At 48.5% G+C, this 15,441-nt stretch carries 8 protein-coding genes; all 8 read right to left on the reverse strand.

All coding sequences use genetic code 11. The features are described 5' to 3' along the window. On the reverse strand, nucleotides 1–5,952 hold a 5,952-nt coding region (locus FD28_RS05655), incomplete at its 3' end, for a KxYKxGKxW signal peptide domain-containing protein (RefSeq protein WP_275452877.1). 905 nt (nucleotides 5,953–6,857) lie between these two features. Continuing rightward, nucleotides 6,858–7,736, reverse strand: a complete 879-nt coding sequence (locus tag FD28_RS05660; RefSeq protein ID WP_057733475.1) for a hypothetical protein — start codon at nucleotides 7,734–7,736, stop codon at nucleotides 6,858–6,860. A gap of 13 nt (nucleotides 7,737–7,749) precedes the next feature. Then, nucleotides 7,750–8,619: a zinc metalloprotease gene (locus FD28_RS05665; protein ID WP_057733477.1), complete on the reverse strand. Its 870-nt coding sequence runs from the start codon at nucleotides 8,617–8,619 to the stop codon at nucleotides 7,750–7,752. 74 nt (nucleotides 8,620–8,693) lie between these two features. Continuing rightward, nucleotides 8,694–10,226 (reverse strand): glycosyltransferase family 4 protein, encoded by a 1,533-nt coding sequence (locus FD28_RS05670; RefSeq protein WP_057733479.1) that lies wholly within the window; start codon nucleotides 10,224–10,226, stop codon nucleotides 8,694–8,696. 17 nt (nucleotides 10,227–10,243) lie between these two features. Then, nucleotides 10,244–11,770, reverse strand: a complete 1,527-nt coding sequence (gene asp1 / locus FD28_RS05675; protein WP_057733482.1) for an accessory Sec system glycosyltransferase Asp1 — start codon at nucleotides 11,768–11,770, stop codon at nucleotides 10,244–10,246. 147 nt (nucleotides 11,771–11,917) lie between these two features. Beyond that, entirely contained in the window at nucleotides 11,918–13,429 is a 1,512-nt protein-coding gene (locus FD28_RS05680; protein ID WP_057733484.1) for a glycosyltransferase, read from the reverse strand. A gap of 293 nt (nucleotides 13,430–13,722) precedes the next feature. Continuing rightward, a complete protein-coding gene (locus FD28_RS05685; RefSeq protein WP_057733487.1) occupies nucleotides 13,723–14,640 on the reverse strand; it encodes an RluA family pseudouridine synthase in 918 nt (305 codons plus the stop codon). Further along, nucleotides 14,637–15,440, reverse strand: a complete 804-nt coding sequence (locus FD28_RS05690; protein ID WP_057733489.1) for an NAD kinase — start codon at nucleotides 15,438–15,440, stop codon at nucleotides 14,637–14,639. The genes FD28_RS05685 and FD28_RS05690 overlap by 4 nt, the downstream gene beginning before the upstream one ends. Between the last annotated feature and the right edge of the window lies 1 nt (nucleotide 15,441).

A 15,441-nucleotide genomic window follows, 5' to 3' on the forward strand; every position in this document is an offset into this window, starting at 1 on the left:
GGAGTCGCTATCTGAGTCTGAGTCGCTGTCGGAATCTGAGTCACTATCTGAGTCTGAATCACTATCCGAATCGGAATCACTATCTGAGTCGGAGTCACTATCGGAATCGGAGTCGCTGTCTGAATCAGAATCACTATCTGAGTCTGAATCACTATCTGAGTCTGAATCACTATCTGAATCGGAATCGCTATCAGAATCGGAATCGCTGTCTGAATCAGAATCACTGTCAGAGTCGGAATCACTATCTGAGTCCGAGTCACTGTCTGAATCGGAGTCGCTATCAGAATCAGAATCGCTATCAGAATCAGAATCGCTATCTGAGTCCGAGTCACTATCGGAATCGCTATCGGAATCTGAGTCACTGTCTGAATCCGAGTCACTGTCGGAGTCCGAGTCGCTGTCTGAGTCGGAATCACTGTCGGAGTCTGAGTCACTGTCTGAATCGGAATCACTGTCTGAGTCGGAATCGCTGTCCGAGTCTGAATCACTGTCGGAATCCGAGTCACTATCTGAGTCGGAATCGCTGTCTGAATCACTGTCTGAGTCTGAGTCACTGTCGGAATCCGAGTCACTGTCGGAGTCGGAATCACTATCTGAGTCGGAATCGCTATCTGAGTCTGAGTCACTGTCTGAGTCAGAGTCACTATCGGAATCGGAATCACTGTCTGAATCTGAGTCACTATCGGAATCCGAGTCGCTATCTGAGTCGGAGTCGCTGTCGGAATCTGAGTCACTATCTGAGTCTGAATCACTATCTGAGTCTGAATCACTATCTGAATCGGAATCGCTATCAGAATCGGAATCGCTGTCTGAATCAGAATCACTGTCAGAGTCGGAATCACTGTCTGAGTCGGAATCACTGTCTGAGTCGGAATCACTGTCTGAGTCGGAATCGCTATCCGAGTCCGAATCGCTGTCTGAATCAGAATCACTGTCAGAGTCGGAATCACTGTCTGAGTCGGAATCACTGTCTGAGTCGGAATCACTGTCTGAGTCGGAATCACTGTCTGAGTCGGAATCTGAGTCACTATCTGAGTCCGAATCGCTGTCTGAATCCGAGTCACTATCTGAGTCTGAATCACTGTCTGAATCAGAATCACTGTCTGAATCCGAGTCACTGTCGGAGTCGGAATCACTGTCTGAGTCGGAATCGCTATCAGAATCGGAATCACTGTCAGAGTCTGAATCACTATCTGAGTCCGAATCGCTGTCGGAGTCTGAATCACTGTCGGAATCGGAGTCACTGTCGGAGTCCGAATCACTGTCGGAGTCTGAATCACTATCTGAATCAGAGTCGCTATCTGAATCTGAATCGGAGTCACTATCGGAATCAGAGTTGTCTTCCGCAGCAATTGCCAGTTCGGCATAACTCAATGCATCATTGGCAGCGTTTGAAGCCTTATCTTTAGCGTCCTTAGCAGCCGATGCCGCTGATTGTGCTTGTGAAGCATATTCCTTAGCCGCTGCGTTATCACCAGCCGCTTCGGCTGATTTGGCATTATTGTAATTTTCTGCTGCAGTTGACGCTGCTGCAGATGCTTCAGTAGCCGCAGATGAAGCTGCTGTTGCTGCTGATTGTGCCAGATTTGCGTATGATGCAGCATCAGAATTATTTCCTGCATATTGATCGGCAACGTTGGCATACGAACTGGCAACCGTCGCATAGTGATCCGCTTCAGCTGCTGCAGATGCTGCTTCGGAAGCTGCTGATTCTGCATCCTCAGACGTTGTGCCATTCACCGTCAATAGACCGGCACCCAAAGTAGTTGTCGTTCCACCAGAAGTAATCTTCAGGAAATAGTATCCGGCTTGATTGGTCTTAACGTCTGATAATGACAGCGTTGCACTTGTTGCGCCCGCAATAGCCGTTTGTGTGCCATTTTCGGTGCTAGCAAAGTACCACTGATACGTTGCTGAGTCAGAGCCAGTCCCGGCATCCGTTGCAGGTGTCCATTCCAAATCATCACCGGCGTTAACCTTCTGATCATTCAAACCACTACCAACCGTAATTAACTTACTTGCAGTGTAAGTTGTTCCATCCGCATTGGTAATTGTTGCGGTAATCGTCGTTGTTCCTTTAGCACCAGATACCGTCGTTAGCACACCTGAATCGTTAATTGTCGCCACGGAAGTATTACTACTCGTCCAGGTGACATTTCCAGTCGCATTACCCGGATTCGTGTTGGCGACGTAGTTGGTCACATCATTAGTAAAGACATAACTATCACCAATAATGTCGATCCCTGTAGCTGGAATTTCACTGTCATAGATGTCAACTTCGGCCACATTACTGTAAAGCGTATCACCGATAATACCATAGGAAGATTTAACTTGGAAAAGTAACGTTCCTGTATAAGTTGCACTTGTCTTAACCGTCAGTGTTGAACTCAACGTTGACGTTGTAATAAATCCACCCGTCTTATCATCAGGATCTTGTGCTGATTCCAAATATCCAGCCGAAACAGCTTTATCAATGGTCATCCACTTGCCGTTAGCTTGAACATACCAAGTTCCTGATGCACCAAAAATATTTCCAAGTCCAGAAACCTTTGATGTCGCCGTTAAGGAAATTGTGCTTCCGGCAACCGTAGTCGTTAATGCTGCTGGCTGTTGTGTATAGCCAGAACTCATGGTAATTCCCCAAAGTGTTGAGGCATTTCCACTCGGCTTACCTTGATACGTACTCTTGTTGTTTGAGTAGTTAACGGCGTAACTGGCCGCAACCGTCGCGTTGGATGCCGCTGCCGTCGCAGTCACCGCATATGAACTTGCATCAGCCATGGCTGAATCAGCTGAGGCCGCAAATTGACTTGCCTCCACAAAGTTGCCGGCGCTAACTGCTGAGGATGCTAACGTCATGTAACTCGTTGCGGTAGAAGCTGCATCAGCGCCATAAGCCACATCCAATAATGCAGATTGCGCATAGTAGGCAGCCTGAGCGACATATGAAGCGCCCAAACTCGTGTTGTTTGGCATTGCTGATGCCAATGAATTGGCAACGGATGATGCCGCACTTGCTGAAGTTGCTGCCTGAGAAATAACAGCCTCCGCCGAAGTTGCCAATGTCGTTGTATTGTCTAATTGCGCGTCAACAATGGCTTTTGTCGCTGAACTGGCTGCCACTGAAGCTGCGCGCAATTCATCATTAGCATAGGCTAAATAGGTCACGGCATTTTCATACATCATCTTAGCCGTATTGGCATCGCCCGTAGCCGCTGCTGAGGCTGCGTTTGCCGCTTCACTTGAAGCCGCATTAGCATTGCTCAATGCCGCTGAGGCTGCTGAATTAGCATCTTCGTAGAACTGAGTGGCTCCAGAGTTGAAGTCGGCTGCTGAGGAATACGCATTGGTTGCATCGTTAGCGTGAGACCCCGCGATCGTTGCCAAACCAGCGGCTTCGCTAGCCACACTCGACGCCATTTCAGCGTAACTTGAAGCTAAATAGTCATTGGCTTGAACCCGTTCCAAAGCCGTATTAACGTAGTCTAATGCCGCACTTGCTGCAGAACTGGCATTAACATTGTAAGAACTGGCCGTAGAAGCTGATGCGGCCGCTTCTAATGCATAAGAACTGGCAGCTGAATAATTCTTTGCTGCTTCAAAAGCTTCTGCATTACTGTATGCTAAGCTAGCTGCCGTTGCGGCACTTGCTGCGCTCGAAGCCATTTTGGCAGCATTATCAGCTTGAGATTGCGCCAACTTCGCGTAGGACTGTGCTGAAACATTGCTGTTGATGTCGGCAACTTCATACGCATTTGCGATAGCACTATTGGCTGTCGATGTGGATGCGCTAGCCGCATTGGCATAACCAGCCGCTAGACTCGCCGAACTTGAAGCTTGTTCCGTGTAGTCACCATTGGCATCCGTAACGACCAACGTTAAGACGTTAGATGCTGCCTTAAACGAGGTGCTCCCAATCTGACCGAGGTAACTTTTCTTCCCACTGACAACGGCTTGGAAATAATACGTTCCAGCTGTTGGTAGTGTGAAGGTATTCGTCGTTGTATTATTCTTGCCAGTCGTTTGCTTTAGGACATCCCAATTCTGACCATCAGTGGAGTAGTACCAAGTGTACGTTTGCGTTCCAGTTAATGTGTACAAAAAGATCCCACTGACCAAGTTTGAGATATTGGTCGTGACCGTAATGGCATCCCCTACCGCAACCGTATCCGTATTCATAGAGGTTGTCAGCGTGGCACCATCTGCAGATGTATCGGCATTTGAAACATGCGTATCAAATTCCTTAGCCAACGTTGCCGCAACTTCTGCCTCACTGGCAGCTGTCGATGCAACTACGGCTGAACTGGCGGCTGCTTTAGCATATGACGTTGCGTCCTTAGCCGTTGACGCCTGGGCCGCATTGATTGCTGCGGTTGAAGCGGCTGCGGCGGCTGCGGCGGCAGTTGCCGCTGCACTTGAAGCCGTGGCTGCATATTGAACGGATTGATCCCCTTCATACTGGCTGGCTTCGCTGGCAAAACTACTTGCATCGGTGGCATCGCTAGCAGCGTTGCTGGCATTGACAGCTGCGGCACTGGCAATGTTAGCAATTGCCAAAGTTGACGCTTGTGTTGCCATGTCTTCTGCCGTGCTCTTAGCATCAGAAGCTGCGGCTAATGTCGTCACAGCCTCACTTGCTAAACTATTAGCCGTCGACAATGCGCCCATTGCTGCGGTGTATTCCGTGTCATCCGTGGCAGTGGCAGCCGCGGCTGCGGCACTGCTAGCAACCGTCCAAGCTTGAGCGGCCTTAGTCGCGGCCTCATTCAATGCTGCGGCTGCGCTTGAAGCTTCAGCAGCGGCACTATTTGCAGAAGAATATGCCGCTAATGCAGCCGAGTTATTTTTATCATATTGTGTTGCCGTGTAAGCACTGCTTGCAGCTGTGGCGGCAGCAGAAGCCAAGTCAGTGGCGACACTGGCAGCAGAGTTCACGTTAACATTTGCACTGCTAACCAAATTAACAATTTGTGCCGTGGCTGCATTTCGCGTGGCCGTTGCGGCTGACGTGGCCAATGAAGCGTAAGAGCTCACGTCACCAGAGTAGGAACTTGCCATTGATAAGGCATTCACATAAGCCATGGTGTTGTTTCCAACATCCCCTGCGGCACTCCCTGCGGCGATATCGATCGACGCCTGAGAATACATGGCGGCCAGACTATTGTAGTGTTTGACAAAGTCATATGCCTTTTCAGCCTGTTGGTACGCACTTTGAGCAGCGCTATTAGCGGCCTGAACGTCCAACGCATTTTGCGTTTCCACAACAGCGGCATAACTGCTGGCTGCACTGGCAGCAGATGCGGCCGTCGCAACGTCAGCAGCAGCTGATGCATTTTCAGCTGAGGTGCTCCCGTTGCTAGCTGCACTTGATCCAACCGTAGCGCTTTCATAAACAGGCATTGCGACGGCTTTTTTAGTCGTTGCGACCTTAGTGACGACTTTATTAACATTAGCAGTTAACGTCACGTCCACGTTGGCAGATGATGCCAGACTAGCAGCGGCTGTGGCCGTATCCGCAGCACTGGTCGCGCTGGTGGCTTCAGCCGATGTCGTTGTTGCGCTAGTAGAACTAGCCGCACTTGATGGTGTTGTTTCTGAATAACTACTGGTAGAAACCTTTTCGTCCTCTTGTACTGCCGTTGCAGCAGAAGATGCTGCGCTAGAAGTCGCTGTAGATTCTGCGTGGCTAGCTGACGTACTGCCCGCACTCGATGCAGCTTCTGATGGACCTGATTCTAACTCATCCGCGGCCGAACTTACCGAACTTGCTGCCGATGAAACGACTTTCACATTACTACTGGTATCAGCTTGACTGGATGTATCAGCACTCGCAGTCAGTGATCCCGCCCCCAAAAGCGAAAATGATGCTAACGCAGCGAAGACCCAGGTCTTCCCTACCTTATACATCTTGTAACGTAGCTTGGGGTCGCCATTAAAAGCTTTATTCCGCATGAATTTCACTTTTAATCGTCCTCCTTAAGTTGTCTGTGATTCATTTCGTTGTGGGCAAGCCTCCCAATTACACCATGCCCACAATTTAAGATCGCGTATAAAATCGGTCTATACACTTTTCTACAATGAAGAGTCGCTCGTATAAATGTATTCCCCTATAAACGAACCCTTCAACACTGATTATTCTATCATAACTTTAGTATACATACTATTTTAAAGATAAAATTATTATTGGTCTATCTAAGAAAACGGTGAAAAACCGATATTTTTTAATTTATTATCAGGACATTTTAATTTTAAGCTCAACTGATTAACTAATGAGCCTTAATTTCCTAGAAAGCTTTTAAACTACGTCAATCAGTTTAAGATTGCCTTTATAGCAGAGTTTGTAGTTGCTTTATGTATTGTTAATTTTATATTTAATTTTTGTTCAGGGCCATTACCATTAACTACTCGTGATCCGTTAGTTTGCTTTTTTACGATTATTTATTACATTTTGATTAAAAAATATGTATGGTTGCCGTTTTTCTTCTCCTCATTGCCCTTCATAGCACCTGTAAAAAAGCAAGAATATCGTCTTCAACTTGGCCGATTATCTAAACCTTTTTCGGTTAAGTTCGAACACTTTACTCACATATACGTATAAGTGTAACACTAGTTTTTTTCGCAATTAATTTCAAATTTGGGCCTACCAAAATAATTCATGTCCTATAAACGCCGATTTGACCTGTTTTCTTCGAAAATGTTTCATTTTCTATTTTTTGTAACCATTAATTAGTCACTGCCAAAAAAATTATCGCCCTTTGCCACATTGCCCGCCACCTAATCGGTTAAGTCGTCGAGCAAACAAAAAAGGCCTATTGATCGCCATTAATTGATCAATAGACCTTACCTTAATTTGCGTTTTACCTTTGTGACCTGACCGTTAACCGACCCGCATTATAGGTGACGATCGATTGCTTATTCGTCAGTACCTTCGTTGCTAATCGTCGGGGGCGTTGCCAACTGATCCCCGCCAGAGCCACAGCGGCGGCATCCATCTGGGAACTGCGAATTCCCTTTTGATTTGCTGGCAAGCGATTGGGCCCACTTTCCCAGACCCCCATCACTTCTGTGGTGATGTACCCCACTGCGCTGGCATTTTCGCCCAGACGACCACCGCCCAAGGTAGGAATCCCCAGGGCGTGACCAATCTCACGGATTAACACCGCTTCTTGGTTATTCAGATTCTCTCGTGCCGTAAACCCTTTGGTCTGCCAGTTTGCTGGAAAGAATTGAATCCCCGTGCCATCATACTGCTGACCACCCACGGACTTACCCTTCGTTTGCCCATCGTGAATAACCTCATCACTAGCTTTGGCCGAGTCCACGACCTGTACAATTCGATAACCCGCGACCTGATTCCAGAACGTGGCCGCATCTTTAACCATGGCTGGCCGCATCATCTTCGATTCACTATAGAGTTGCAGCACCCCGTCACTGCCCATAAAGTTACGAATACTTTTCCCAGATTGGCGATACACGTAGCGTGTTGCAACGTCATCTAGTCCCGTATTGCCCGTGTACGTCGTGCCATGTGTCAGAGTCGTCAATTGCAGCAACTGTGACCGAGAAAATAGTTTACGGTTCACTAAGCCATCGGTGGTGCTATCCGGCTTCGTCCGCTGATAGTACTGCCGATTTCCATACATTAAAATGTGCAGTCGATTCATGCCACCAAAGACACCCGCAATCACTAACGCCAGGCCCGCTAACCAGCCAAGACGTCGCCAAAATTTTGTCATAAACGTCCCCCCCCTAAGGAATGGTTGACGTAATCCGTCCATTATTGTAGGTAACGCCGCGTGTTGGGGACGTCAGCACCCAACTGGCAAGTCGCTGTGGTTTCTGCCAGCTTGCCCCAGCCAATGCCAGGGCTGCCGCATCCACTGCGGTGCTACGCACACCATATTCATTTTGAATCGGCGTATGTGTCCCGCCAACCGCCCAGGGTCCCATGAAGTCTGTGATAGAAACGCCCGCATTAGCCGCGTTGCTTCCCAATAGACCACCGCCCAAATGCGGAATGCCCAAAGCATGCCCAATTTCGTGGATTAAAGCAGCTTCCTTCCAATTTTTCTGATTCTTAGCCGAAAGCGCCGAAATCTGCCAGTTATCCGGATAGAACTTGATCCCCTGACCATTGTAGGTCTGTCCACCTAAAACGTGCCGATCATGCTGCCCATCATGAATCACTTCGTCACTTTGATACTGCTGATTAACCACCACGACAATCCGTTTACCCGCCAATTTATTCCAATACGTGGCCGCATCTTGCACCATTTCCGGTGTCATAAATGTTGATTTAGTATATAGCTTTAACACCCCATCTGGTCCTACAATATTGGGCAGGTTATGTCCATTCAGCTGGTAAACGTGTTGGGTTGCCGCCGTATCCAGACTGGTATTCCCCCCATAACGACCGCCGTGGGTGATCATCGTCAATTTCTCTAACTGTGACTGCGTGTAAATTCCACGGTCGATCCGTCCGCGACGATCCGTCTTCGTTCGTTGGTAATACTGCTGATTAGGCCCCTTAACCACATGGTGGGTCACACGATACCCCAGAAAGCCCATTAAAATGACCGCTAGGATAGCTGCCAGCCAGATTCCCCCTGTTCGATGCATCTTTCGTCCCCCCTAAAGAAAAGCCGCCCAAACTAAATAGTCTTTGGCGGCTTCGATTCATCCTTCATCTACTTTTATTCAGCAACCCTAGCTGCAATTAAACTTTCAAAATAATCCAATAATTTTTGCCATTGTTCAAAAACAGCGTCTTCAGAATAGCGCTTGGCATTCTCATAAGCGGCTTCACTGTATCCCTGCAGCGTTTGGCGATCGCCTAGCAGCTTAATCAAGGCATCCGCCAATTGTTGAGGCCGTCCGTTTTCGGTCAAAATCCCCGTTTGGCCATCTTGGATAATATCACTGGGACCATACTTCACATCGTTAGCCACCATGGGCACGCCATGTGATTGAGCCTCCAATAGAGTCAGTGAGAAACCTTCCGCCCGACTCGGCAGTACGCCCACCTGGGCCCGATCATAAACCGCACCAATGTCGTGGGTATACCCCTTAAAGCTCACCACATCCGTCAAACCGGCATCGACGACTTGCTGTTTGAATTTTTTCTCAATATCCCCGTTTGCATAGCCCCACAGTTCCAGGCGTGCATCCGGAAACTTCTGATGAACCTGAGCGAAGGCTTCAATCGAATGATTCTGTTGTTTTTCCGGTGCCAACCGCGCAACGTGAACAATAAGATTCTTTTGCCGTTGATCGAAGGCCTGGTGCTGGGCCGCGATCCGCTCGTCGGTGACATAGCCCACTGGAATCGTGAATGCTGGAATGGCCGTACCAAAGCGATCAATGATGTCCTGTGATTGGTCTGGCGTAGCGGAAATGACCGCATCCCACTTGTTCCAATTGTTTAGCGCATTCGTATAGTTATTGTTAAGCGGCGAATGTAACATATCACTCGGGTCACTGACATGGTCGTTATGCAAGTGTAACACCTTAAAAGCAGGCGTTTCCATGTGGAACAGACCCCAGTCACATTCTACCGTCCGATCACAGATAAAGACGTTTCCGATCGTTTGGCGGTTTAACTCATCGTAAAAGAAACGCGTCAGCTCATTCATTCCCGTGAAGACCCATTCACTCTGCTTATAATTAAAGACGCGCCATGACAGGCACTCCTTACCCGCGCGATTCAGGTAATGATTTTTCTCAATGTGTGCCTGACCATCCGGTCCAAAGTACTGTTCTTGGGTAATCTTCCCTTCCCAATCAAAGAACTGCTCCAGACTCTTGAACCCCCGGACATCCCACCAAACCATCTTAATCGTGCGGCCATTCACATCGAAGTACTGCACGTTGCTAATCTCATCGCTATCCTTGCGGAAATAAATGATCATCATCATTTTGCCTTGCGCAAAGACCTGTAGCTGATTATCTTTACGCGTTGACGTGGTATTGGCTGGTAACGAAAATTCATTGAGCGTAAATGGTTGCCCGACAACGTCACCACTGTCACAGAAGAATTCAAACAAGTTCACAAAATTCTGGCGGGGAATTCCAGCCTGCTTCAAAATGTTAGTCAATTCCATTGAGAAGACCCGGGTCACAATTTTAGCCGGGACCTGGTGCTTATTGAACAGCCGCAGCCGATTAATCTCAGCTTGTTCAATCCCTGATTTCGAATATTGCATATTGTCATTTAAGAAATAATACATACTGCCACCATCCCTCTCTAAACAGTCACGTTAGTTTCAAGTTCTTTTTGCCACCGATTCCAGACTTTCCGTCGCGTCCATTGCGTGTGAGCAGCAACGTAAGCCGCATCACTAAATGCCGCCAGCTGAGACTCATCGGTAAACAAAGCCACGATCTTTTCCGCCATAGCCAGTGTCTGGCCTGGATCAATCAAGTAGCCGTCCTTACCGTCCGCAATCAACTCTGCTGGACCATAGTTGAACTTGTAGCTGACGACTGGCAGGCCGTGCATCAAAGCTTCCATCATGGCTAACGGACTGCCGTCTGCCAGTGACGTATTAATGAGGACTTGATACTGATCATACGCATCTTGTAAATTCGGCACATAGTCCTTAAAGGTCACGCTATCAGCTAATTTTAGACTATCCGCCAGCTGCTTCATTTCAGTAACGTACTTAGGATCACCATAACCGTATAGTGTGAAGGTCGCATCTGGAACCCGATCCTTAACTAGCGCGAACAGCCGTAATTGCTGATCAATCTGCTTATCCTGACCAACACGACCAACGTAAAGGAGACTATGTGGCCGTCGTTGACTAGGCGCCACCTTTTCCGTTTGTTCTTTAGTCAAGGGAATCGTCGTCACTGCTGGCATCGCAAAAATTCTAGCTTTAGGGAAGCGCGTTGCCAGATGATCTGCCTGTTGCTGGGTAGCCGTAATAAACCCATCGAAGTGGCTAAAATGCGCAAAGGCTGGTTCCAAGAAACCGTCGAGATTTGCATGAACCGGATCATTCGGGTTAACGGCATGGTTAATCGGAATGTAGAGATACTTGCGGGACGCATCGTTCAAGGCTAGCAACGGTTTAACCCCAGTACCCGGCCGATCCACAATAAACGTGGTCGTCTCCGTATCGCGATTGCTCAACTCATTCAAGAAGAATGTGAAGAGATCATCCGTGTTCTGGAAGAAACGGTCGCCTTCGCCCCGATAATCCTTCAAAATAATCCGCGACAGCAATGGGTTGCCTGCCGTGTCTTGGGCGTAATATTCTTCCAAGACGGTTCGTCCAGTTGGCGTGTAGTAGCGCTGTGCAATCAGCTTGCCATTCTGACCAAAGTATTGGGTAGCGGATCTAAAACCACGCCAATCCCAAAGATCAGTCCCAATCCGATTCCCCTGTTGATCAAAGAATTCTTGATAGAAGACGCGTCCGATCGTTCCCGGAATAAATCCCACATTTTCAATCAGCCGGTCACCATTCGCCACGCCGCTAAAGTTCGCGCCCACCGTAATTTCGTATTCAATCGGAATGTTTAGATCCTCCGTCTTTACCGTAACGGCTGGCAGATCCGTGGCTTCTTGAAAATAATCAAACATATTGATAACCTGACCGTCCGTCACGCCAAAGTCCGTGATGGTTCGATGTAACAATCTATCATAAATCTTGGTTACAATTTTGGCAGGTGTCTTATAATGGTTGAACAATTTTACCCGGTTCATCGCTGTATGCTCAACACTCGAGTTCTTCTGTAGAATATATTCGTTAATAAAATAATACACAGCGCAGCACTCCCATTCCTCTGGTTGAATTCATTATTCTTTCTATATAAATGTGATCACCTGTTAAAAAGTGATCACATATCAGCATTCTTTAATTATACCCATTTTCTTTTATAATTAAAACTACTTGCTCCCATAAATAAAAAATTACTCCACCGGATTATTTAGACTTTGAACCAAACTCTCCCATTTTTGCATGGTTTTGACCGGTGAATAGGCCTGAACTAATCGCTGGGCGTTTCCCATGAACGTGTACTGTAAGTTCACGTCTGACAAGTATTCCCGGATTTTTTGATAGAGCTGTTCCTGGTCATTCACGGGTACCAAAAAGCCATTCTCTCCATCATGAATCATTTCGTTTGGTCCGTACCGAATGTCATACCCAATAACTGGAACACCATAACTCAATTCCTCGACCGTCGACAGTGAGAAGCCTTCTTCCACACTCGTCATCAGTGCCAATGAGGCCCGTTGGTACTCATGCGTCAGATCTTTTTGGAACCCGCGTAAGAAAACATGATCCTTTAGTTGGTGCGCATCAATATACGTTTGCAGCTCGTTTTGAATCTTTTGCCCAAATCCCAGCATGTGTAACTGAATCTTAGGAAATTCCGGAACTAAGCGTTCAATTGCCTTAACCTGATGGAGCAGTTGTTTTTCTGGAGAATAGCGTGCCACGCTAATAATGCGATATGGGTCGCGGTTCATCACGTCTACCGGATGCGGTGTCGCAAACCCCACGGGAATCGTGCTGATTGGCGGCAAGTTTTGATAGCGGGCCAACAGGTCAACGCGTTGTTGCTCCGTGGAAACGACAATCCCGTTAAACCGCTCAGGGTGCGCCAAAATAAAATCATAGATTCCATGTTTCAGCTCCCCCGTCACAATATCCTGACCCGCGCGGACGTGCGTACTGTGAAAGACGGGACAGATCTTGATATCGGGCCTCGTCTGAACCAATGAGGGCGCCATCTGACCGTTACGATCCGTAAAGAAGATGTCGCCTGGCCGTGCCAACTCATTAAAGAAGAAGGTTCGCAGCTCCGCCTCATCATTGAAGAAATAATCACGTTGCTGATACTGTTTCAACGTCACCTCACGCAAAACGGTCTTGCCGTTAACCTGCTCAAACTGCTTGATCAGCTTAACTTGCTGAGCCGGATTGTAATAGAGTTCAGTGTTCGTGTTCTCCTTATCGACCAACAGGCTCGTTCGACTGAGAAAGCCGCGACTATCGTATACGTCACGCCGAATCTTATGGTGATGCCGGTCAAAGTAATTGATGTAATCAACGTGCTGACAGTCTTTATCCAAAAAATGAGCATACATCAAAAACAGCCCGTCCGCATTATCTACCCGGACGTCCCACGTGTCTGGCACATCTCGCAACCGGTAATGACAGGTTGCTTGCCAATAGTGACGCCAATCAAAGCGCCCCTGTTCCGCATACTGTTGGCTCTCCTGAAAATAATCGTACATTGAAAAGCCAACCCCTTGGTACCCAAACTTCTTCAGGTGCTCATGCAGGCGCGAACCGTAAGACAGGTAAAGTAACGTGGCAGGCATGCCCGCCGTTTGAAACAATTGCATCCGATTAAACTGGGCCTTTTCAATCCCCGTAACCGATGCCCCCAAACTGGTATCCACAAAATAATTCACGACATCCTCACCTCTTTACGCAAGGTCACGCTTCCCCCAATTTCACTTTGATGAAAGCACTTGCATTTTTCTATACTTTTAATTTAAGACAAATCGGGTGAGCAAGCAACTAATCCACCTTCAAAATTGACATCCCACGGGCCCGGTAAGGTCGCCTTACAAACCGGCATGCTCACTTCTTTGCAGGATACGTTGGCTACTATCAGGTGCTACCAAAAGTGTGGGTCCGAGTGACGGGACACCAAAAAAGGCCCGGATAAGTCATCCAGACCTTTAGTCATTAACGATTTCTTTCACAACTCGTTCGTTGGCACCGGTAAGACCTCATGGGCAATCACCGTGGCCATATCCGTAGGCAGTGGCGCATAGCACGTCACCCACCGCTGTTCAAATGGCTGATAAAACGACAACCGCGCACAGTGCAACGCTTGCCGATGAATCCACGGGTTGGTCTGCGTGCCGTAGAGCCAGTCCCCCAGCAGTGGGTGACCAATAGCCTCACAGTGCACGCGAATCTGATGCGTTCGACCGGTATGTAGTTTTACGGCTAACAGACTGGCCGTTTGGGACTGTGCCACCACCCGTAGCGTCGTTTGCGCCTGTCTTCCATCCGGCCGCACCATCCGTTTGATAAAGGAATCGGGCGCACGTCCAATGGGCGCATCAACGGTCTGCAACCGTGGTCGCACGCGACCAGTTGCCACCGCAACGTAGCGCTTATCCAGCTGACCCAACTTCAACTGCTTATCCAGAATAGAATGTGCAAAGTGGTGCTTGGCAAACAGCACGGCACCACTCGTCTCTCGATCCAGCCGTGTGACAATGTGGGTCACCGTGCTGGGCGCCTGAATGGCTGTCAGATGCCCCTTAACCCGGTTAGCTAAGGTGTCATCCGCGTACAGGTGCGAGGGCACAGACGCCATCCCAGCGGGCTTATTGACCACTAAGAAGTGCGCATCTTCATACAGAATATCTAAAGGCGCAAATGAGGTGCTGACATTTGGATTGGCCGGTTCTGGCGGCAACTGTAAGCCAACCGTCTGTCCGGGTTGGGCCATAGCAATGACCCGAACCTCAACCCCATCCAGGGTCACCACGCCCCCGTGAAACTTCACTTGTTTCAGAAAGGTACGTGTGACGCCATGGTCCATCAGCACCGTACGAACGTGGATGGGGCTGTTTCCCCCCACCCGCCAGGCAAACGCCGTCATTCGTTCTCCCTCCCGATGAAGGATGACTCGACCCGTTGCCAAAAATGCGTATGCCGGTATTCCGCAAAGGAAATCCGTTGCTGGGCAATCTGGTACGTAATGGCCTTAATTGGCCGTCCCTCAATGCTTAATTGGTCGCACATCAAGACGTTATTGGCAGAACTTGCCGGTTCGACACGAATCCACTCGTCAGCCGGGATGATCAGGGGGGATCCCAAGGTTCTAAAGACCAAGTTGTTGATTGAGGCAATTTCAGCCATTTGAATGGCATTGAATTGGGGGTTCAACACAGCGCCCCCCACCGCCTTGTTATAGGCCGTTGAACCGGTTGGTGTCGAAATACACAGACCGTCTCCCCGAAAACTTTCGAAGAATTCGCCCTTAATATACACATCGGCCACCATGGTCCCCGAGACCTTCTTAATCGTCGATTCGTTCAGTGCCAGTGCCCGGTCCGGATGCGTCCCATCGGCATACTCCACTTTAATCGTTAACAAGGGGTAGCTGACACTTTGACCGTTGTCTTCAACCAGGCTGTCAATCAGCTCCTGGACCTCATAATCCCGCCAATCGGTGTAGAACCCTAGATGCCCCGTATGAATGCCCACGAACCGAACCCGATCCAAGCGATCATTGTAATGGTGGAATGCGGACAGCAACGTCCCATCCCCGCCCACCGTAATCACGATGTCCGGGTCCAAACTATCAAGCTCAATCCCTGCCGCCGTTAAGCCTTTTTTTAAAGCCGTCGCGACCTTCACTGAGGCCTGGCCGTTATTGCCATAAATGGAAACCTTCATT

Source organism: Levilactobacillus hammesii DSM 16381, assembly GCF_001434395.1.
Lineage (GTDB): Bacteria > Bacillota > Bacilli > Lactobacillales > Lactobacillaceae > Levilactobacillus > Levilactobacillus hammesii.